Origin of the sequence: Actinoplanes italicus (genome assembly GCF_003001815.1) — a bacterium.
GTDB lineage: Bacteria > Actinomycetota > Actinomycetes > Mycobacteriales > Micromonosporaceae > Actinoplanes > Actinoplanes italicus.
Genome location: NZ_PVMZ01000014.1, coordinates 185598 through 204651 on the forward strand (window position 1 = coordinate 185598; position 19054 = coordinate 204651).

17 protein-coding genes are annotated in these 19054 nt (G+C 70.2%); 3 read left to right on the top strand and 14 right to left on the bottom strand.

Going from position 1 to position 19054, the window contains the following annotated elements; genetic code table 11:
* Window positions 1-146: 146 nt before the first annotated feature.
* Genes cphA through CLV67_RS30635 form a run of 5 tightly spaced genes read right to left on the bottom strand, consistent with a single transcriptional unit; the run spans window position 147 to window position 6742 of the window.
* Window positions 147-2894 (bottom strand): cyanophycin synthetase, encoded by a 2748-nt coding sequence (gene cphA / locus CLV67_RS30615; protein WP_106324558.1) that lies wholly within the window; start codon window positions 2892-2894, stop codon window positions 147-149.
* Window positions 2891-3697, bottom strand: a complete 807-nt coding sequence (locus CLV67_RS30620; protein WP_239166617.1) for a cyanophycinase — start codon at window positions 3695-3697, stop codon at window positions 2891-2893. The genes cphA and CLV67_RS30620 overlap by 4 nt, the downstream gene beginning before the upstream one ends.
* Window positions 3698-3751: 54 nt before the next feature.
* Window positions 3752-4681 carry an acyl-ACP desaturase gene (locus tag CLV67_RS30625; RefSeq protein WP_106324562.1) on the bottom strand — a complete coding sequence of 310 codons (930 nt, stop codon included), beginning with the start codon at window positions 4679-4681 and terminating at the stop codon, window positions 3752-3754.
* A 37-nt stretch (window positions 4682-4718) separates the two neighbouring features.
* Complete coding sequence (gene hisS / locus CLV67_RS30630; protein ID WP_106324564.1) at window positions 4719-6032, bottom strand: histidine--tRNA ligase; 1314 nt, start codon at window positions 6030-6032, stop codon at window positions 4719-4721.
* 11 nt (window positions 6033-6043) lie between these two features.
* Window positions 6044-6742: an MBL fold metallo-hydrolase gene (locus tag CLV67_RS30635; protein WP_106324566.1), complete on the bottom strand. Its 699-nt coding sequence runs from the start codon at window positions 6740-6742 to the stop codon at window positions 6044-6046.
* 167 nt (window positions 6743-6909) lie between these two features.
* Between CLV67_RS30635 and CLV67_RS30640 the strand changes: the two genes are divergently transcribed.
* Window positions 6910-7806 carry a peptidylprolyl isomerase gene (locus CLV67_RS30640; RefSeq protein ID WP_106324568.1) on the top strand — a complete coding sequence of 299 codons (897 nt, stop codon included), beginning with the start codon at window positions 6910-6912 and terminating at the stop codon, window positions 7804-7806.
* A gap of 23 nt (window positions 7807-7829) precedes the next feature.
* A complete protein-coding gene (locus tag CLV67_RS30645) occupies window positions 7830-8732 on the top strand; it encodes a peptidylprolyl isomerase (protein WP_106324569.1) in 903 nt (300 codons plus the stop codon).
* A 60-nt stretch (window positions 8733-8792) separates the two neighbouring features.
* Here CLV67_RS30645 and CLV67_RS30650 read toward each other — a convergent pair whose 3' ends face one another.
* The 8 genes from CLV67_RS30650 to ruvC all read right to left on the bottom strand — a co-directional run bounded on the left by CLV67_RS30650 (window position 8793) and on the right by ruvC (window position 17933).
* Window positions 8793-11207, bottom strand: coding sequence for a RelA/SpoT family protein (locus CLV67_RS30650; RefSeq protein WP_106324571.1), 2415 nt, complete (start codon window positions 11205-11207; stop codon window positions 8793-8795).
* Between the two features lie 134 nt (window positions 11208-11341).
* A complete protein-coding gene (locus tag CLV67_RS30655) occupies window positions 11342-11905 on the bottom strand; it encodes an adenine phosphoribosyltransferase (RefSeq protein ID WP_106324573.1) in 564 nt (187 codons plus the stop codon).
* A 69-nt stretch (window positions 11906-11974) separates the two neighbouring features.
* Window positions 11975-13138, bottom strand: coding sequence for a protein translocase subunit SecF (gene secF / locus CLV67_RS30660; RefSeq protein ID WP_106324575.1), 1164 nt, complete (start codon window positions 13136-13138; stop codon window positions 11975-11977).
* 1 nt (window position 13139) lies between these two features.
* Window positions 13140-15053, bottom strand: coding sequence for a protein translocase subunit SecD (secD, locus tag CLV67_RS30665; protein WP_106324577.1), 1914 nt, complete (start codon window positions 15051-15053; stop codon window positions 13140-13142).
* A 162-nt stretch (window positions 15054-15215) separates the two neighbouring features.
* Window positions 15216-15545 carry a preprotein translocase subunit YajC gene (gene yajC / locus CLV67_RS30670; RefSeq protein WP_106324739.1) on the bottom strand — a complete coding sequence of 110 codons (330 nt, stop codon included), beginning with the start codon at window positions 15543-15545 and terminating at the stop codon, window positions 15216-15218.
* Between the two features lie 218 nt (window positions 15546-15763).
* Entirely contained in the window at window positions 15764-16822 is a 1059-nt protein-coding gene (ruvB, locus tag CLV67_RS30675) for a Holliday junction branch migration DNA helicase RuvB (RefSeq protein WP_106324579.1), read from the bottom strand.
* Entirely contained in the window at window positions 16819-17421 is a 603-nt protein-coding gene (gene ruvA / locus CLV67_RS30680; protein WP_106324581.1) for a Holliday junction branch migration protein RuvA, read from the bottom strand. Before ruvA ends, ruvB begins: the two co-directional genes overlap by 4 nt.
* A complete protein-coding gene (gene ruvC, locus CLV67_RS30685; RefSeq protein WP_106324583.1) occupies window positions 17418-17933 on the bottom strand; it encodes a crossover junction endodeoxyribonuclease RuvC in 516 nt (171 codons plus the stop codon). Before ruvC ends, ruvA begins: the two co-directional genes overlap by 4 nt.
* Window positions 17934-18034: 101 nt before the next feature.
* Here ruvC and CLV67_RS30690 point away from each other — a divergent pair, with 101 nt between their 5' ends.
* The gene (locus tag CLV67_RS30690; protein ID WP_106324585.1) at window positions 18035-18553 is read left to right on the top strand and encodes a hypothetical protein; all 519 of its coding nucleotides are present in this window, start codon (window positions 18035-18037) and stop codon (window positions 18551-18553) included.
* On the opposite strand, the gene CLV67_RS30695 is transcribed toward CLV67_RS30690, so the two are convergent.
* Window positions 18550-18942, bottom strand: a complete 393-nt coding sequence (locus tag CLV67_RS30695) for a Uma2 family endonuclease (RefSeq protein WP_106324587.1) — start codon at window positions 18940-18942, stop codon at window positions 18550-18552. The genes CLV67_RS30690 and CLV67_RS30695 overlap by 4 nt on opposite strands.
* Window positions 18943-19054: the final 112 nt, after the last annotated feature.

The following is a 19054-nucleotide window of genomic DNA, read 5'->3' on the forward strand; positions in this document are numbered from 1 at the left end:
AGCGCCACGACAACGCCTACGTTTTGCCCGTTTCGTCGGAACTTTCACTCTCAACCATCCGGGTGAGTTCGCGATGGCAGCGTTCACAACGGGTCAACATTCAGCTACGCAGGGAGATCAAATCTGTCCATGATCTGTCAACCGCGTCAGCCGCGTGCCGGGATGCCGGTGAGGCTCCGCGCGACCTGGAGCGTCGCCCCGGGCGCCGGCGACGACAGCGCCGCGAACCCGGCCGGGACCGGCGTCCCACCGGCCGGCGTCACACCCAGCTCGGCCAGCCACGATCGCATCGGCGCCCACTTCTCGTAGATCACCAGGACCACCTCGCCCGGACCGGCCATCCGCAGCGCCGCGGTCACGGCGTCCCGGTAACCGTCCGCCCGGATCGCGGTGAGCTGCGGGCGCCGGGCCCGCATCTCCCGCTCCACCAGTCCGGAGACCTCGCCGGGAGCCCGGCCCCGCGAATCGTGGTCCTCGTAGAGCACGACCCTGGTCAGGCCGTCCGCCAGAATCTGCGCCGAGGCGGCGAGCAGATCGTCGCGCCGGTCTCCGGGCAACGTCACCGCCGCCACGCAGCGCTCGGCGCCCCACAGCCGGTGCAGGGTGCGCAGCGTCGCGGCCAGCGCGGCCGGGTTGTGCGCGTAGTCCACGAACACCGAGACGTCGCCGAGCCGGAACAGGGTGCCCCGGCCCGGGTTCTCCACGCTCGGGTCGAACTCGGCGAGCCGGTCGACCAGGTGCTCCGGCCGGGCGCCCAGCGCGCGGGCCGCGGCGATCGCGGCCAGCGCGTTCGCCGCCACGTGCAGGGCCGCTCCCCCGTACGCCCCGGGCACCTCGGCCAGCCGCAGCAGCGGGGTGCGCCGGGCCCCGGTCGCCTGCACCAGCCAGCCGTCGTGCAGCACGTACGCCGCCCCGCCGCGCGCCAGATGCTCGGTGAGCACCGGGTTGGCCGGATCCATCCCGAACCAGACCAGCCGCTTGCGGTCGGCTCGCACCCGAGGGCGGTCGGCCAGACTGCGGACCCATGGGTCGTCGACGTTGAGCACCAGCGTCCCGCCGTCCCGGACCCGCTCGGCCACCACCGCCTTGACGTGCGCGAGGTCCTCGATCGAGTCGAGCCCGTCCTGGCCCAGGTGGTCGGCGGTGATGTTGGTGATCACCCCGACGTCGGTCCAGTCGTAGCCCAGCCCGCGCCGGAGCAGCCCGCCGCGGGCCGTCTCCAGCACCGCCACCTCGACCTGCGGATCGCCGAGGACCATCTGCGCCGAGCGCGGGCCGGTCGCGTCGGCGACCTGGATCGTGCGCCCGTCGATGACCACCCCGTCGGTGCTGGTCATCCCGGCCCGCATGCCGCTGCCGCTGAGCAGGTGGGCGATCAGCCGGGCCACCGTGGTCTTGCCGTTCGTGCCGGTGATCGCGACCGCCGGGATGCGACCGTCGGAGCCGCCGGGGAACATCGCGCGAACGATCGCGTCGCCGACGTCACGGGGGCGGCCGTGCACCGGTGCGAGGTGCATGCGCAGTCCCGGTACGGCGTTGACCTCGATCACCCCGGAGGTGGCCGGCCCGTCGCAGGGTGGCAGAGCGGCGGCGATGTCCGGCAGGCGCAGGTCGATGCCGGCGATGTCCAGGCCGATCAGCGCGGCGACCCGCTGACAGAGCCGGGTCACGTCGGGGTGTACCTGGTCGGTCACGTCCCGGCTGGTGCCGCCGGTGGAGAGATTGGCGGTCTCGCGGAGCCGTACCGTCTCGCCGGTCTCCGGAACGCTCTCCCGGGTCCGCCCCTGGCGGCTCAGCACCCGGTCGGTGGTCTCGTCCAGGTCGATCCGGGTCAGCACCCGCGAGTGACCGGGGCCCCGGCGCGGGTCGGCGTTCACCCGCTCCACCAGTTCCGCGACGGTGGCCCGGCCGTCCCCGGTGACGTGCGGCGCGACCCGCTCCGCCGCCGCCACCACCTCACCGGCGACCACCAGCACGCGGTAGTCGCGGCCGTCGAGCTGGCGCTCCACCACCGCCTCGCCGCCCACCGCGTCCACGGCGCGGCTCACCTCGTCCGCCGTGGTCAGGTGCAGGGCCACGTCCCGGCCCTGCCGGCCGTGCCGCGGCTTGACCACCACGGGGGCGCCCAGCTCGTCCAGCAGCCGGACCGCGTCCGCGGCGGTCTCGGCCGCTCCTCCGGCCGCGACCGGGATGCCGGCCTCGTCGAGCAGCCGCCTGGTGACGTGCTTGTCCCCGGCGATGTCGACGCCGACGGCACTGGTCCGGTCGGTCATCGCGGCCCAGGCCAGCCGCCGACGGTGGCCCCAGCCGAGCCGCAGCAGGCTGAGGTCGTCGAACCGTTCCACCGGGATGCCGCGCCGCCGGGCGGCCACGATGATCGACCGCGTGCTCGGCCCGGTGGCCTCCCGCTCGGCGAGCGCGGCCAGGCCGGCCAGGCGCTCCTCCAGCGCGCGGGCCGTCGGCCCGGCCCCGCCGTGCACCTCCCGGACCAGGTCGATCGCGGCGGTCAGCAGCTCGCGGGGCACCGAGGACTCCGGGGACTCGTCGATCGGGCATTCCATGATCACGTCGTAGACACCGGTCTCGCTGGTGCCCACCGTCCGGCCGAAACTGACGTCCCGCCCGATCAGCTGGGACAGCTCGATGCAGACGTGCTCGCTGACGTGCCCGAAATAGGTGCCGTTGCGCAGCCGGCTGATGAATCCGCCGGGCGAACCGGCCGCGCAGTGGTGCTCGGCGAGACCCGGCACCGCCCGCAGCAGGCGCTCGGTGAAACCGGTGCAGTCGGTGGTCTCCACACCCGCGAGGTCGTCCAGGCGCAGCCGGGCCACCACCGCCGGCCGGGAGAGATAGACGTTGGGGCCGCGCAGGCGGCGCAGGCTCTCGATCTTCATGCGGCTCGTTCCCGTTCTGGGGAGGTCGGGCCGGTGACGGGTCGGCGGCCCGTGAGGTGGAAGGTGCAGCCGGCCGGCAGCACGTGGATACGGGCCCCGGCGAGCGCTATCGGCCCGGCCGGTGGGACCCGGATGTCGGTCGCGGCGCCGGCGTCGACCACCGTCACCGCCCCGCTGCCGAGGACCTCGAAGCTGTCGCCTCCGGTCAGGATGGCGGTGTCCTCGTCGATGCCCACGCCCAGTTCGTGGGGGTAGCGGGCGACCGCGCTGAGCAGCCGGTTGAGGCGGCCGCGCTCGGCGAAGTGCTGATCGATCACCACGCACGGCAGGAACTCGAGTCCCGGCCCGGTGCGCACGCTGTCGGCGGCCACTCCGGGCCGGTCACCACCGGTGATCATGGTGGCGGACATCATCGCCGCGCCCGCGCTGGTCCCCGCAAGCACCACCCGGCCGCCGGCGACCAGTTCGTGCAGGAGCGTGTCGGCGGCGGTGCCGCCCAGGACCCCGGTGATGCGCTCCTGGTCACCACCGGTGAAGAAGATCCCGGTGGCTTCGCGCAGGACGGGCCCGGCGGCGGGATCGTTCGCCTCGACCCGTGAGGAGAGCCGCAGGGCGCGGGCCGACCCGGCGCCCAGAGCCTCGAACTTCTCGATGTACGTGGCCTCGGCCGTCTCCGGCGACTCGCTGGCCGTCGCGATGACCAGGATGCGGGCGGCGGCCGCTCCGGACAACTCCACGAACCGGCTCAGCAGGGCGGGTCCCGCTGCCCCACCCATGATCAAAAGCCGGCTGGTCGCCTCCACACTGCTGAGGTTAATCGGAACAAAACCGAAACATCCGGTCAATCCGAATGCGGCTCAGCTTTCCCCGCGCCGCTTCTTCCGCGCCTCGCGCCGCTCCTCGAACCGCGCCGCCTGCGTTTCGAGGGTGCTCATGTGCTCGGCCAGCTCCTCCCGCGCCCGTTCGCCGTCACCGGTCAGGCCGGTACGGTCCCAGACATTCCACTGCCGCAGCACCGGGGCGAGCACCTCGTCGCGGTGCTGACGGAGGTCATAGATGCCGGCCAGCGCGATCGACAGCGCCTTGCGGCCGAAGCCCTCGATGTTCGCGCCGGGCATCTCGAACGCCGCCACCACGTCGGCGACCGCCCGCATCGCCTGATCCGGCGCCAGGTCGAACGCCCCGGCCAGCAGGTTGCGGTAGAAGACCATGTGCAGGTTCTCGTCCGCCGCGACCCTGGCCAGCAGCTGCTCGGCGATCGGGTCGCCGGTGGCCCGCCCGGTGTTGCGGTGCGAGATCCGGGTCGCCAGCTCCTGGAACGCCACGTACGCGATGGTGTGCAGCATCTCGTCGTTGTGGTCGTTGACGTAGCCGGACTGCATGTGGGCCATCCGAGCCCGCTCCAGCTCGATCGGGTCCACACCGCGGGTGACGGTCAGATAGTCACGGATGGCGATCCCGTGCCGCCCCTCCTCCGCGGTCCAGCGGTGCACCCAGGTGCCCCAGGCGCCGTCCCGCCCGAAGAGCGAAGCGATCTCATGATGGTACGAGGGGAGGTTGTCCTCGGTGAGGAGGTTGACGATCAGCGCGGTCCGCGCCACGTCCGGCAGCTTCGAGTCGTCGGGGCGCCATTCCGCACCGCCCAGCAGACCGTCGAAGGTCCGGCCCTCGCTCCACGGCACGTACTCGTGCGGGAACCACTCCTTGGCGAGCGCCAGATGCCGGTCGAGGTTGGTGGCCACGACAGGCTCGAGCTCGATCAGCAGCGAGGTCTGGTCCAGCGGCATCCGCTCACGGTAGCCGCTGGACCAGACTTACGCAGTGTCAGCGCGCTGACACGTTCGGGTGGAGATCAACTGCCGGCGGCTGCCAGGTCGCGGCGTCCGCCTCGACCTGCTCACCGGAGCGGATGTCCTTGACCGTGTCCGGCTCTCCCGGGAACCAGACGAACGGGATCCCGCGCCGGTCGGCGTACTGGATCTGCTTGCCGAACTTCGCCGCCGTGGGGGCCACCTCGGTCGCGATCCCCCGCCGGCGCAGCGCCGACGCGATCCGCTCGCTCTCGGCCCGCTTGTCCTCGGCGGCCAGCGCGATCACGACACAGGTCGGCACCGAGCGGGACACGGCGAGCGCGTCGTGCCCGAAGAGCAGGCCGAGCAGACGTGAGACGCCGATCGAGATGCCGACGCCGGGGAAGCGGGTGTTGCCGACCGACGCCAGGTTGTCGTACCGGCCGCCCGAGGTGATCGAGCCGAACCGCTCGTAGCCCTGGAGCATCGTCTCGTACACCGTGCCGGTGTAGTAGTCGAGGCCACGGGCGATCTTGAGCTCGGCGCGGACCAGGCCCGGCGCGTGCTCGGCGGCGGTCTCGACGACCTGGAGCAACTCGCCGAGACCCTCGTCGAGCAGCGGGTCGCTCACCCCGAGTGCGCGGACCCGGTCGGCGAACGAGCCGTCGGTGGACGAGATCTCCGCCAGCGCGAGACAGGCCGCGGCCTGCGCGTCGGTGGCACCGGCCGTCTCCACGAGAGCGGCCGCCACCTTCTCCGGGCCGATCTTGTCGAGCTTGTCGACCGTACGCAGAACCTGCGCCGTGTCCTCGAGGCCCAGGCCGCGGTAGAAGCCCTCGCAGACCTTCCGGTTGTTGACCAGGATCGTCGCGTCCGGGATCGGCAGCGACTTGAAGACGTCGCCGATCACCAGCGGCATCTCGGTGTCGAAGTGGAACGGCAGCGTGTCCCGGTTCACCACGTCGATGTCGGCCTGCAGGAACTCGCGGTAGCGGCCCTCCTGCGGACGCTCACCGCGCCACACCTTCTGAATCTGATAGCGCTTGAACGGGAACTGCAGCTTGCCGTTGTTCTCGGTGACGAACCGTGCGAACGGGACGGTCAGGTCGAAGTGGAGGCCGAGCTGGTCGTCCTGTTTCGCGGACGGGTCGTCCTCCTGCAGGCGGCGCAGCAGGTAGACCTCCTTGGAGGTCTCGCCCTTGCTGAGCAGGGTGTCCAGCGGCTCGACGGCCCGCGTCTCGAGGGACGAGTAGCCGTACAGCTCGAAGGTGGACCGGATCTTGTCGAGCACCTGCTGCTCGATGATGCGCTGGGGCGGCAGCCACTCGGGAAAGCCGGAAATGGGCACTTTCGTGTCTCCTAGAGGAAGCGGCCGGGCGCCGCGGTCAGCTCCCGCAGGTACGGGTTCGACGCGCGCTCACGGCCGATGGTGGTGGCCGGTCCGTGGCCGGGCAGCACGACGGTGTCGTCGGCCAGCGGCAGGATCTTGTCCCGCAGGCTGGCCATCATCGTCGGTGTGCTGCCACCCGGCAGGTCGGTGCGCCCGATCGAGCCCGCGAAGAGCACGTCCCCGGAGAGACAGATCTCCTCAGCGTCCCAGGAGGAGGTTGCTCCGGGCAGGCGGAACAGCACCGACCCGCCGGTATGGCCGGGCGCATGGTCGACGGTCACCTCGATGCCGGCGATGGTGAGGACCGCGCCGTCGGTCAGCTCGGCCACGTCCTCCGGCGCGGTGTAGGGCAGACGGCCACCGAACATCGATGTCAGGTCGGCGCTCAGACCCTTGGCCGGATCGGCGAGCATCTCCAGATCGGCGGGGTGCACGTAGGCCGTGATGCCGCGCGCGCCGCAGACCGGGGCGACCGAGAAGGTGTGGTCCAGGTGGCCGTGCGTGAGCAGCACGGCGGCCGGCGACAAACGGTGTTTCGCCAGCGTCTCCTCGAGTTGATCGAGCACGCCGATACCCGGGTCGACCACCAGGCACTGCTCTCCCTCACCGGCGGCGACCACATAGCAATTGGTGCCGAAGGCCTGGGCCGGAAAGCCGGTCACGAGCACGGTGGCAACCTCTCTCCGGACGAATGCGAATCGTAACGAGAGTAGCCGGACGGGCGCACGCCACTTTCTCAGGAGGTACCCGTACACTCTTGCGGGCGTGTGGCGTGCCGCACCCCTTGACATGCACAGGCGTTCCTGTGGCCCGAGGCAGGGAAGGACAGCGTTCGGTGGCTTCCAGCAAGGACCGGCAGCGCAAGCTCGCGCGGGCCAAATATGAGCGGCAGCAGGCCCGCCGCGCCGATCGCGAGCGCCGCCGCCGCCGGATCTCGGCGGGTGTCGGTGCCACCCTCGCCGTCCTGCTCGTGGGTCTCGGCGGTGCCTGGATCGGCGGTGCCTTCGACTCCGAGGAGTCCACCGAGACGACCGCCACGGACGTCTGCCTGTGGACGCCGCTGGGCACGGCGAGCAACCCCGACCTCAAGGACGTCGGCACACCGCCCACGAAGGACATCCCCGAGTCCGGCACGCAGACCATGACGATCAGCACCGACAAGGGCGCGCCGATCGTGGTGGAGGTCGATGTGGCGAGCTCGCCGTGTGCCGCCACCAGCTTCTCGTACCTGGCCGGCAAGAAGTTCTTCGACAACACCGAGTGCCACGAGCTGACCGCCGAGGGCGCGCTGCGCTGCGGCGACCCGACCGGCAGCGGGCAGGGTGGTCCGACGTACAGCTACTACGACGAGAACCTGCCCGTCGCGCCGGAGCAGCCGTCACCGGCGCCCAGCGCGAGCGCCGCACCCGGCACGCCGGCCCCGGTCCTCTACCCCAAGGGGACGGTCGCCGTGCTCGGCAACCCGCAGGGCGTCAACGGCAGCCAGTTCCTCATCTTCCACAAAGACTTCGCCACCGCCACGCCGGGCTACTCGATCCTCGGGAAGGTGACGGGCGGCCTGGACACGCTCGCCGCGATCGCCAAGACCGAGACGGTCGAGAACAGCGGCGGCGACAAGGTCAAGCCGAAGGACAAGATCACCATCAAGACCCTGACCGTCGGCCCGGCCGGCGCCGGCACGGCCCCCTCGGCCGCCGCCAGCGTCGCTCCCTCGGCAGGTGCCCAGTCGTGACTTCTGAAGGCAGAGACAGCAGCATGGAGGAGACCGTGTCGTCGATCAAGGACCGGCAACGCGCGGCGGCGCGGGCCCGGCTCGAGAAGGAGATGGCCGAGCGCGCGACGGCCGCCCGTAAGCGCCGGCAGCGCCAGGCGATCATCGGCTCGGCTCTCGCGGTCGTGGTGATCGCCGGCGCGGCCTGGTTCATCGTCCAGGCCACGAAGAAGGACAGCACCGATACCGCGGCCGCCCCCTCGGCCAGCACCGACCCCAACGCCGAGCCCAGCGCCGCGGCACCGCAGCCGAGCGCGCCCCCGGCCGGCCCCGGCACGGTCAACTGCCTCTGGACCCCGTCCGCGGAGACCGGCGGCAACAAGGTCAAGGACGTCGGACTCCCGCCCGTCAACGTGCCGAACACCGGCAAGGCGACCGTCTCGTTCGACACCAACCTCGGTGTCATCTCAGCGCAGGTCGACCTGTCCAAGGCGCCCTGCACCGGCGCCAGCTTCAAGCACCTCGCGGCGAAGAACTTCTTCGAGAACTCGAAGTGCCACCGCATGGTCAACCAGGACGGCTTCAAGGTCCTTCAGTGCGGTGACCCGTTCGCGGTCGGCGCGGGGTACCGCGACACCGACGGCACCGGCGGCCCGAGCTACACCATGGTCGAGGAGAACCTGCCGACCGACACCAAGAAGCCGTACCCGGCGGGCTCGATCGCGATGGCCAACACCGGCGCTCCCGGCAGCACCGGCAGCCAGTTCTTCATCTGCTCCGAGGACACCGTCCTGCCGCCGAACTACACGCTGCTCGGTGTCATCGACAAGGGTCTCGACATCGTCCGCAACGTGGTCAAGGCCGGCGACGACAAGGCCTTCGAGCCGTCGCCCGGCGGTGGCCACCCGAAGACCGAGGTCGTCATCAAGAAGATGACGGTCGCCTGATTCTCCGGCACTGAAAAGAGGGGCGGTCCCGATCGGGACCGCCCCTCTTTCGTTGTCTGCTCAGGCGCCGGACGTCACCCGGTAGGCGTCGAACACGCCGTCCACCTTGCGCACCGCGGCGACCAGGTGGCCCAGGTGCTTGGGGTCGGCCATCTCGAAGGTGAAGCGGCTCACCGCCACCCGGTCACGTGTCGTCGTCACCGTCGCGGAGAGGATGTTGACCCGCTCCTCGGACAGCACCCGCGTCACGTCGGCCAGCAGCTTGTGCCGGTCGAGAGCCTCGACCTGGATCGCCACCAGGAACGTGGACGCCGACGTCGGTTTCCAGCTGACCTCGACCACCCGTTCGGACTGCTCGCGCAGGTCCTGGGCGTTGGCGCAGTCCTCCCGGTGCACGCTCACGCCGCCGGAGCGGGTGACGAAGCCGAAGACCGCGTCACCGGGAACCGGGGTGCAGCAGCGGGCCAGTTTCACCCAGACGTCCGAGACGCCCTTCACCACCACCCCGGGGTCCTGCGCGGAGCTGCGGTTGCGCGGCGGACGGGTCGCGACGGCGGTCTCGGCGATGTCCTCGACCGCGCCCTCCTCGCCGCCGAACCCGGCGACGAGTTTCTGCACCACGGACTGGGCCGAGACGGCGTTCTCCCCGACCGCGGCATACAGCGACGCCACATCGGGAAGGTGCAGATCGCGGGCGATCGTCATGAGGTTCTCGCTGGTCAGCATGCGCTGCAGGGGCAGGCCCTGCTTGCGCATCGCCTTGACGATCCCCTCCTTGCCGTCCTCGATCGCCTCCTCGCGGCGCTCCTTGTTGAAGTACTGCCGGATCTTCGTCCGGGCGCGGGGGCTCTTCACGAACCCGAGCCAGTCCTGCGTGGGACCGGCCGTCGCCGACTTCGACGTGAAGATCTCGATCACGTCGCCGTTGGACAGCGGAGACTCCAGCGGCACCAGCTTGCCGTTCACCCGGGCGCCGATGCACTTGTGCCCGACCTCGGTGTGTACCGCGTACGCGAAGTCGACAGGCGTCGAGCCGGTCGGCAGCGGGATCACGTCGCCCTTCGGCGTGAAGACGTAGACCTCCTGGCTGGAGAGGTCGAACCGCAACGCGTCCAGGAACTCGGACGGGTCGCTCGCCTCCCGCTGCCAGTCGAGCAGCTGCCGCAGCCAGGTCATCTCGTCGATGTGCGCCGGCGGGCCGACGATCGTCGCGCCCTTCTGCTCCTTGTACTTCCAGTGCGCGGCGATGCCGAACTCAGCCGTGCGGTGCATCGCGAACGTGCGGATCTGCATCTCGACCGGCTTGCCGGTCGGGCCGATCACCGTCGTGTGCAACGACTGGTACATGTTGAATTTCGGCATCGCGATGTAGTCCTTGAACCGGCCGGGAACCGGCTGCCAGTTCGCGTGGATCACGCCGAGCGCCGCATAGCAGTCGCGGACCGTGTCGACCAGGATGCGCACGCCGACCAGGTCGTAGATGTCGTTGAAGTCGCGACCCCGGACGATCATCTTCTGGTAGATCGAGTAGAGGTGCTTCGGGCGGCCGGTCGTCTCGGCCTTGATCTTCGCCGACTTCAGGTCGAGCTGGACCCGGTTGGTCACCTGGCGCAGCAGCGCCTCACGCTGCGGCTGGTGCTCCCCGATCAGGCGGTTGATCTCCTCGAACCGCTTCGGGAAGAGTGTGCCGAAGGCCAGATCCTCCAGCTCCCACTTGATCGTGTTCATACCGAGGCGGTGGGCCAGCGGGGCCAGGATCTCGAGCGTCTCCTTGGCCTTCTGCTCCTGCTTGGCGCGGGGCAGGAAGGTCAGGGTGCGCATGTTGTGCAGCCGGTCGGCCAGCTTGATGACCAGCACCCGCGGGTCCTTGGCCATCGCCACGACCATCTTGCGGATCGTCTCGGCCTTGGCGGCGTCACCGAGCTTGACCCGGTCGAGTTTCGTCACGCCGTCGACCAGCAGCGCCACCTCGGCGCCGAAGTCGTTGCGCATGTTCTCCAGCGAGTAGTCGGTGTCCTCGATGGTGTCGTGCAGCAGGGCGGCCACCAGCGTCGTGGTGTCCATACCCAGATTGGCCAGGATCGTCGCGACGGCGAGCGGATGTGTGATGTAGGGATCGCCGGATTTCCGGTACTGCCCGGAGTGCCAGCGTGCCGCGACGTCGAACGCCTTCTGCAGCGCCCGCGCGTCGGCCTTGGGGTGACTGGCACGGTGTGTCGCGATCAGCGGCTCGAGAACCTCGCTGACCTGCGTGCTCTGCCATGGGGCGTTGAACCTGGCGAGCCGGGCGCGCACCCGCCGCCCGGTGGGTGCGCTGGCAAGACCACCGAACCCGCCACTCGGCTCGTCCGCGGGCGCGAGCGGCTGGGTGTTCTCCAGATCGCCAGCGGCCACCTTGTCACCGGGCGTGCCATCGCCCGAGTTCTGGGTCGGTTGCACCGTGCCCTCCGCCGGAGGGGCGACGTCGCTGGACACCGGCCTCCTCACACGTTCGCCGGGATCAACTGGTCTGTTCGGAACGCCCATCCTACCCGCACCGCCTCACCGAATACCCCGGCCGAACCTACGAATAAAGCGTGCCCGGCCGGGCGAAGAACATCGAAGACGGATCAAACGGTCAACAGTGCGTGTACCTTGCGGGGGCTCAGCCTCTCACGGCCGTCGAGGAAGCCCAGCTCCATCAGCACGGTGAACCCCGCGACCACACCGCCGGCCTGCTCCACCAGGTCCATGGTCGCCCCCGCGGTGCCACCGGTGGCCAGCACGTCGTCGACCACCAGGACGCGCTGTCCGGGAACGAAGGCGCCCTCGGTCACCTCGAGGGTGGCCTCGCCGTATTCCAGCGCGTACGCCGCGGAGAAGGCCGGTCGCGGCAGCTTCCCCGCCTTGCGGACCGGGACCACGCCGGTGCCGGTGGCGTAGGCGATCGCCGCCGCCACCAAGAACCCGCGCGCCTCGACCCCGGCCACGACGTCGAACGCGCCGGCGCCGTAGTGGGCGACGATGCCGTCGACGACCTTGCGGAACGTCGGGCCGTCACCGAAGAACGGCATCAGGTCCTTGAAGACGATGCCCGGTTTCGGGAAGTCCGGAACGTCGACGGTGCCGCCGGCGACCAGGGCCGCCAGCTCCGGACCACTGTCGCCGGCAACCGCGGGGATCTCGCTACTCACGGCGGACAGCCTAGACGAGTGACGGCCCGCCCCCGGCGAGGGGAGCGGGCCGTCACTCAGCGTCGAACGTCAGCGGCGCTTGCCACCGGGCCGGTTACCGGCCCCGCCACCGCTGCGCTTGCCGACCGGGCGGGCGCCCGGCCGCGGGGTGGTGCCACCGGCGAACGCCGGCACCTCGTCCGAGGCGGTCCGGTTGGCCGGGCGGCGCTCGCCGCTCGCCACGTCGTCCGACCGCTGCGCCCGCCGGGCCAGCACCCGGGCGGTGTGCGCCTTGATCCGCGGCTCGCGGTCCTTGAGCGCGGTGAGCACCGGGGCCGCGAACACGATCGAGGAGATCACGCCGAGACCCATGCCGACGAAGAGGACCAGGCCGAGGTCCTTCAGCGTGCCGGCGCCGAGCAGGCCGGCGCCGATGAAGAGCACGCCGCCGACCGGTAGCAGGGCCACCAGACCGGTGTTCAGCGAACGCATCAGGGTCTGGTTGACGGCGAGGTTGGTGGCCTCGTCGTACGTCCGGGTGCTGCCGCCGGTGATGCCGCGGGTGTTCTCGCGCACCTTGTCGAAGACGACGACCACGTCATAGAGCGAATAACCGAGGATCGTCAGGAAGCCGATCACCGTGTACGGCGTGACCTCGAACCCGACCAGCGAGTAGACGCCGGCCGTCAGGATCAGGTCGAGCAGCAGCGACAGGAGCGCCGCCACCGCCATCCGCCACTCGAACATGACGACCAGGTACGCCGTGACCAGTACCAGGAAGATTGCCAGGCCGAGCAGCGCCTTGTTGATGACGGCGCCGCCCCAGGCCGACGAGACCTGCTGGTCGCTGATCTGTGCCTCGTCCATGCCGAGGTCGGTGGCCAGGGCCGCCTTGGCCTTCAGCATGTCCTCGGGGGTCAGGGCCTCCGAGCGGACCTTGTAGTTGGCCTCCGCGCCGTCGCCGACCTTCTGCGCCGAGTTGACCTGCGACTCGGGCTCGACGGTCTGCACCGCGGCCTTCACCGCGTCGAAGACCTCCTCCTGGGTGAGGGTCTTCCCGGCGACCTGCGCCGGCACCGTGAACTCGCTACCACCGGCGAACTCGATGCCGAGGTGGAACCGGTTGATCGCGAAGCTGCCGATGGAGATCAGCACGAGCACGGCTGCGATGGTGAACCACATCTTGCGGCGGCCCACGATGTTGATGTTCGCCTCGCCCTGGTACAGGCGGTTGGCGAAACCGGATCCGGCCATGTCAGGCCTCCTTCACGCGCGAGGAGACGGACTCCTCGGTCTGGCTGCGGCGCAGGACGCGGCCGAGGCCGCTGACCCTGGGCGACAGGAACGCCCGGGAACTGGCGAGAAGCGTCATGATCGGGTGCCGGAACAGGAACACCACCAGCAGGTCGAGCACGGTCGAGAGACCGAGCGCGAAGGCGAGGCCCTGAACCTGACCGATCGACACGATGTAGAGAACCACGGCACACATGATCGTGATGGCGTTCGCCGAGATGATCGTGCGCCGTGCCCGGTGCCAGGCCCGTGGCACCGCGCTGCGCGGGCTGCGGCCCTCGTGGATCTCGTCCTTGAGGCGCTCGAAGTAGATGACGAACGAGTCCGCCGCCACACCGAGCGAGACGATGAAGCCCACGATGCCCGCCAGCGTCAGGGTGAAGCCGATCGAGCGGCCCAGGAAGACCAGGGCGCCGAAGGTGAGCAGGGCGGAGAGGCCCAGGCTCAGGAAGATCACGAGGCCGAGCAGGCGGTAGTAGAAGAACGAGTAGATCGCCACCAGGCCGAGGCCGATCGCGGCGGCGAGCAGACCCGCTTCGAGCTGCTGGCCACCGACGGTCGCGGTGATGGTCTGGGCCGGGCCGGCCTGGAAGGTCACCGGGATGGCGCCGAACTTCAGCTGGTCGGCGAGCTCCTTGGCGGTCGCCGCGGTGAAGTCACCGGTGATCTGCGACTGGCCGGTGAGCACGGCCTGGATCTGCGGCGCGGAGATGACCTCCTTGTCGAGGACCACGGCCACCGCGCAGTGCGTCTGGCCGTCGGAGGACGGGCCGAACGCGCTGGCCGCGATGTAGCAGGGCTCGGTGGTGCCGGCCTCGAACGCCTTACGGGTCAGCGCCGCCCACTTCTTCTGGCCCTCGCTGTCGAAGTCGAGCGAGACGACCCAGCGGCTCTGCTGGTCGATCTGCGGCGAGGCGCTGCTGATGTCGTCACCGACGACCTCCGCCTTGTCCAGCACGACCTTGGCGCCGTTGTAGCAGGCCACCACCTCGGTGCTGATGTCGTCGATCGCGCCGTCCGGACGCTTGTTCAGCTGGTCGCAGCTGATCGTCGGGACGTTGAACTGCATCTTCGGGTCGAGCGCGTTCACCTCCTCGCCGGAGAGGCCGGCAAACGCCTTGAACGGCAGGCCGGCCTTCGGGTCGGTGGAGAGGTCGACCGGCGCGGTCAGCTTCTCGGCAGCGGCCCAGGCCTCGGCGCCGACCTTCTTGGCGACGGCCTCGCGCTGCTGCTTGATGTCCGCGGTGACCGGCGCCGGAGCCGCGGCGGAGGCCGACGCGGCCGGAGCGGCCGCGGACGGTGCCACCGACGGGGTGACGCTGGGGGCCGGAGCGGCCTCGCCGCCACCCTGGCCGCCGGTCGACGGCGACGAGGAGGCTGCCGGGGCGCCGCTCTTGGCGCCCGCCGACGGGGCGACCGCCGGGGCGGACGGGTCCGCGCTGCCGCTCGCCGACGCGCTGGGCGCCGGGCTCGGCGGGTTCACCGCAGCCGCGGCCACGTCCCCGGTCACGGCGGTGAGCAGGCGGAACCGCATGTTGGCGGCCTGCCCGAGGCTCTTCAGCTGCTCCTTGGCCTCACCGGCGAGCGAGACGACGATGGTGTTGTTGCCCTGGATGACGACCTCGGCCTCGGAGACACCGAGCGCGTTGACGCGGCTCTCGATGATCTCGCGTGCCCGCTCCATGGCCTCCGGGGTGGGCTGGCCACCCTGCTGCGAGGCGATGTAGGTGGCCTGCGTGCCACCGACGAGGTCAAGGCCCAGCTTCGGCTCCAGGCGCTCCTTCCAGCCGCCGCTGGCACCGGCGGCGAAGAAGACGCACAGATAGAGGACGACGAAGACCAGACCGAGCACGCCGAGTTGGCGTCCAGGATGCATTTGTCCCTGTGGTGGTCGTGCCACGGCTTTTGGTCTCCCTGTGTTCGGCCGCGCACGGCGCGACGCTCTGAAGTCTGTGACCGGCCGTCGACTGTCGAACGGCGGGCTGACGCACCGGCCCCGCCTAACTCAACCCGGGCCGGTGCGTTCGGGAAATGCGGGTCAGTCCTGCTTACGAGTTTCGGTGACGGGGCTCTCCGGCTCGCCGGCCTCCGCGACGGGCGCGTCGACGTCGGGCTCGGGAATGACCTCACCGGACTTCTGAACGACCCGGGCGATCGCCGGACGCGCGAAACGCACCTCGACGCCGGGCGAGATCTCCAGGAGAACCTCGCCGTCGGCGACACCGGTGACGGTGCCGTGCAGCCCGCCGATCGTCACGATCTGGTCCCCCGGACCGAGCGTGTTCTGCATGTCCTGTGCCTCACGGCGCCGCTTCTGCTGCGGACGGATCATGAAGAAGTAGAAGACGGCGAAGAACAGGGCGATGATCAGGAAGAACGAGAGATCACCACCGCCGCCGGCGGCCTGGGCATAACTTGCCTCGCGCACGAAAAAAACGCCTTCCGTCAGCCGCCGGCGCAACGGGTGGGCGGGCGCCGCGGCAATATGCGAATCCGGATGGAACGGCGGCGAGTCTAATAGGTCAACCTGGAGATAACGAATGCGGCACACGTCACGTTCACATCACGGGGGATAAGTTGCCCTCATCACGTGTCCCGGGCGAACAGGTCACCCTGAAACACCCCGGATCGCCCATCCGCCGGCGGCGTCTTCCCCAGGTGTGCCCAGCCGGCCTCGGTGGCCACCCGGCCCCGCGGGGTCCGGGCCAGCAGACCGGCCCGCACCAGGAACGGCTCGCACACCTCCTCGACCGTGTCGGACTGCTCCCCCACGGCCACGGCCAGGGTGGACAGACCGACCGGGCCGCCCTTGAACGACTCGATCAGTGCGCGCAGCACCGCCCGGTCCAGCCGGTCCAGTCCGAGTGCGTCGACGTCGTAGACCTGCAGTGCCGCCTTCGACACCGCCTCGGTGACCACGCCGTCCGCGCGTACCTCGGCGAAGTCACGCACCCGGCGCAGCAGCCGGTTGGCGATACGCGGGGTGCCCCGCGAGCGACGGGCGATCTCCGCCGAGCCCTCCGGAGTGATCTGCACGCCGAGGATCCGCGCCGACCGGTGCAGCAGCGCGTCCAGGTCTTCGTGCGAGTAGAAGTCGAGATGCGCGACGAAACCGAACCGGTCACGCATCGGCCCGGACAGCAGACCGGCCCGGGTGGTCGCGCCGACCAGCGTGAACGGTTCCACGTCCAGCGGGATGGCGGTCGCGCCCGGCCCCTTGCCGACCACCACGTCGACCCGGAAGTCCTCCATGGCGCTGTAGAGCAGCTCCTCGGCGGGTTTCGCGATCCGGTGGATCTCGTCGATGAACAGCACGTCGCCCGGCCCCAGGCCGGTCAGGATCGCGGCCAGGTCGCCGGAGCGCTCGATCACCGGGCCGCTGGTGGTCCGGATACCGGTGCCCAGCTCGGCCGCCACGATGTTGGCCAGGGTGGTCTTACCCAGGCCGGGCGGGCCGGACAGCAGGATGTGGTCGGGTGGCGTACCCCGGCCCATCGATGCCTTCAGCAACAACTCCAGCTGGTCGCGGACCCGGTGCTGTGCGATGAAGTCGGCGAGCCGGCGCGGGCGGACGCTGGCCTCGGCGTCCAGGTCCTCGTCGTAGGCGTCCGGCGACACGAGGCCGTCACTCTCCGGCGAGGTCATCGGGTCTTGCCCAGCAGACGGATCGCCTGGCGCAGCAGCACCGGCACGGGCGGGGTCTCACCGTCGATCGTCTCGGCGACCGCGGCCACCGCCTGATCGGCCTGCGTCGCCGTCCAGCCGAGCGCGAGCACGCCCTGCCGGACCTGCTCCTGCCAGGCGCCGTTCAGCAGGCCGGCCGAGCCGCTCCCGGCGAGCCCGACGGGACCGATCTTGTCCTTGAGCTCGACGATCATCTTCTCCGCGCCGCGCTTGCCGATGCCGGGCACCGCGGTCAGGACCGCGACGTCACCACCGGACAGCGCCCGGCGTACGACATCGGGTTGATGAACCGCGAGCACCGCCTGCGCGATGCGTGGACCGACCCCGTTGGCCGTCAGGAGCAGCTCGAAGAGCTGTTTCTCGTCATCGTCGGCGAAGCCGAAGAGGGTGAGCGAGTCCTCCCGGACGATCAGCGTGGTCGCGAGCCGTGCCTCGGCGCCGGTGCGCAGCCCGGCGAGCGTGTTCGGCGTGCAGAGCACCCGCATGCCGACACCACCCACCTCGACCACGGCGCTGTCGTGGAGGATCGCGGTGACCACACCGCGCACGCTGGCGATCATCTCAGGCTCCTGCGGGCTGCGGCTTCGATCTTCATACGGGTCCCGCCACGCCAGATGTGGCAGATGGCGATGGCGATGGCGTCCGCCGCGTCGGCCGGCTTGGGCGGCGCGGACAGTTTCAGCAACCTGGTGACCATGGCGGTGACCTGCGCCTTGTCGGCCGTGCCGGAACCGGTGACGGCCGCCTTCACCTCGCTCGGGGTGTAGGTCTGCACCGGCAGCCCGGCCCGGGCCCCGGCCAGGATCGCGACCCCGCTGGCCTGCGCCGTGCCCATCACCGTCCGTGCGTTGTGCTGCGAGAACACCCGCTCGACGGCGACGCTCTCGGGCTGATAGGCGGCGACCAGCTCGGCCAGTGTGCGGTCGAGATGCAGCAGACGCTGGGAGATGTCCTCGTCGGGATCGCTGCGGACCACGGTGTAGCCGATCAGCTTGCCCGGACGCCCCGGCATCCCCTCGACGACGCCGACGCCGCACCTCGTCAGCCCCGGATCGATGCCGAGCACCCGCACAGACTGCCTCCCCCTCGCGTACGTGTGTTCGACACCCTAATACGCGGACCTCTTGCGGCCTCGACCGACACGCCTCGACGATGGGGGCCGGGAGGTCGGACATGCACCTCATTCCGCCGATGGACGACGAGCCGCCGGGCGACTACGTCGCCTTCGTCACCATGCATGCGTCCTGGCTGCGCTCCGAGGCCGCCCGTCTGGTCGGCGACGCCACGATCTCGGAGGAGATCTATCTGGCCGTGCTCACCGATCTGGCCGGCCGCTGGCGTCGGCTGCGCCTGTTCCGGCGTGCCGACGGTTACATGCGGCAGCGCCTGGCCGTGCGAACCGGGCAGTGGCGCGAGGATCAGATCTACGAGGTCGAGGTCCGGGTGATGCGGCCGCCGGAACCGCCTGTCCCGCTTTTCGGCCGGGGTGGCAGCCTGGCGCTGCGCAAGGCCGCGGTCATCGAGGGTACGGCCAGGGCCGACCTGGAGGCGCTGGCCGACGCGGAGATCGCCTGGGTGCACGCGTACCTGAGGTGCCAGCTGCACCGGACGCTGCGTTACGTGATCTTCTGCGTCCTGGTGGTCGGCGCCCTGGTCCAGTACATGTCCTGGTTGGCCGCCGACCCCGTCTAGGAGCGGTACTCGGTTTCCAGCTCGGAGACCAGCAGCGACCGGACCTCCAGGTAGTCGGGTTTGTCGCTGCTCTCGTCCAGCCGCAGGATCGTGATCACGCCGTCCTCGTCGGAACGGTCCGGGGTCTCCTCGACGATCCAGTACTCCGGGATGCCGTGCTCGGCATACCAGAGCTTCTTCTCCAAGAACTCACCGTTCGGAGAGTTCTTCGAGACGATCTCGATGACCATGGCATAGGCAGACGGCGGCAGGTACGAATAGCTGGCCGGCTCCCCGGGGGAGGGCTGAACAAGCACTCCGAGATCCGGAAGGCGAAGATCCCGCGGCCGGACTCCCTTCACTCCACAGTCCTGGAGCACATCGAGCCCGGCCGCGAAAAGGATGAACATCAGACGCCTGGCCACGCGCTTTGTGCCAGAAGCTTGTCGGCGTCATGACGACGAGGTTCCCCCGGTGCAGTTCGTAACGGTAGCCACGGGGCAGTGCAGCGAGATCTTCGAC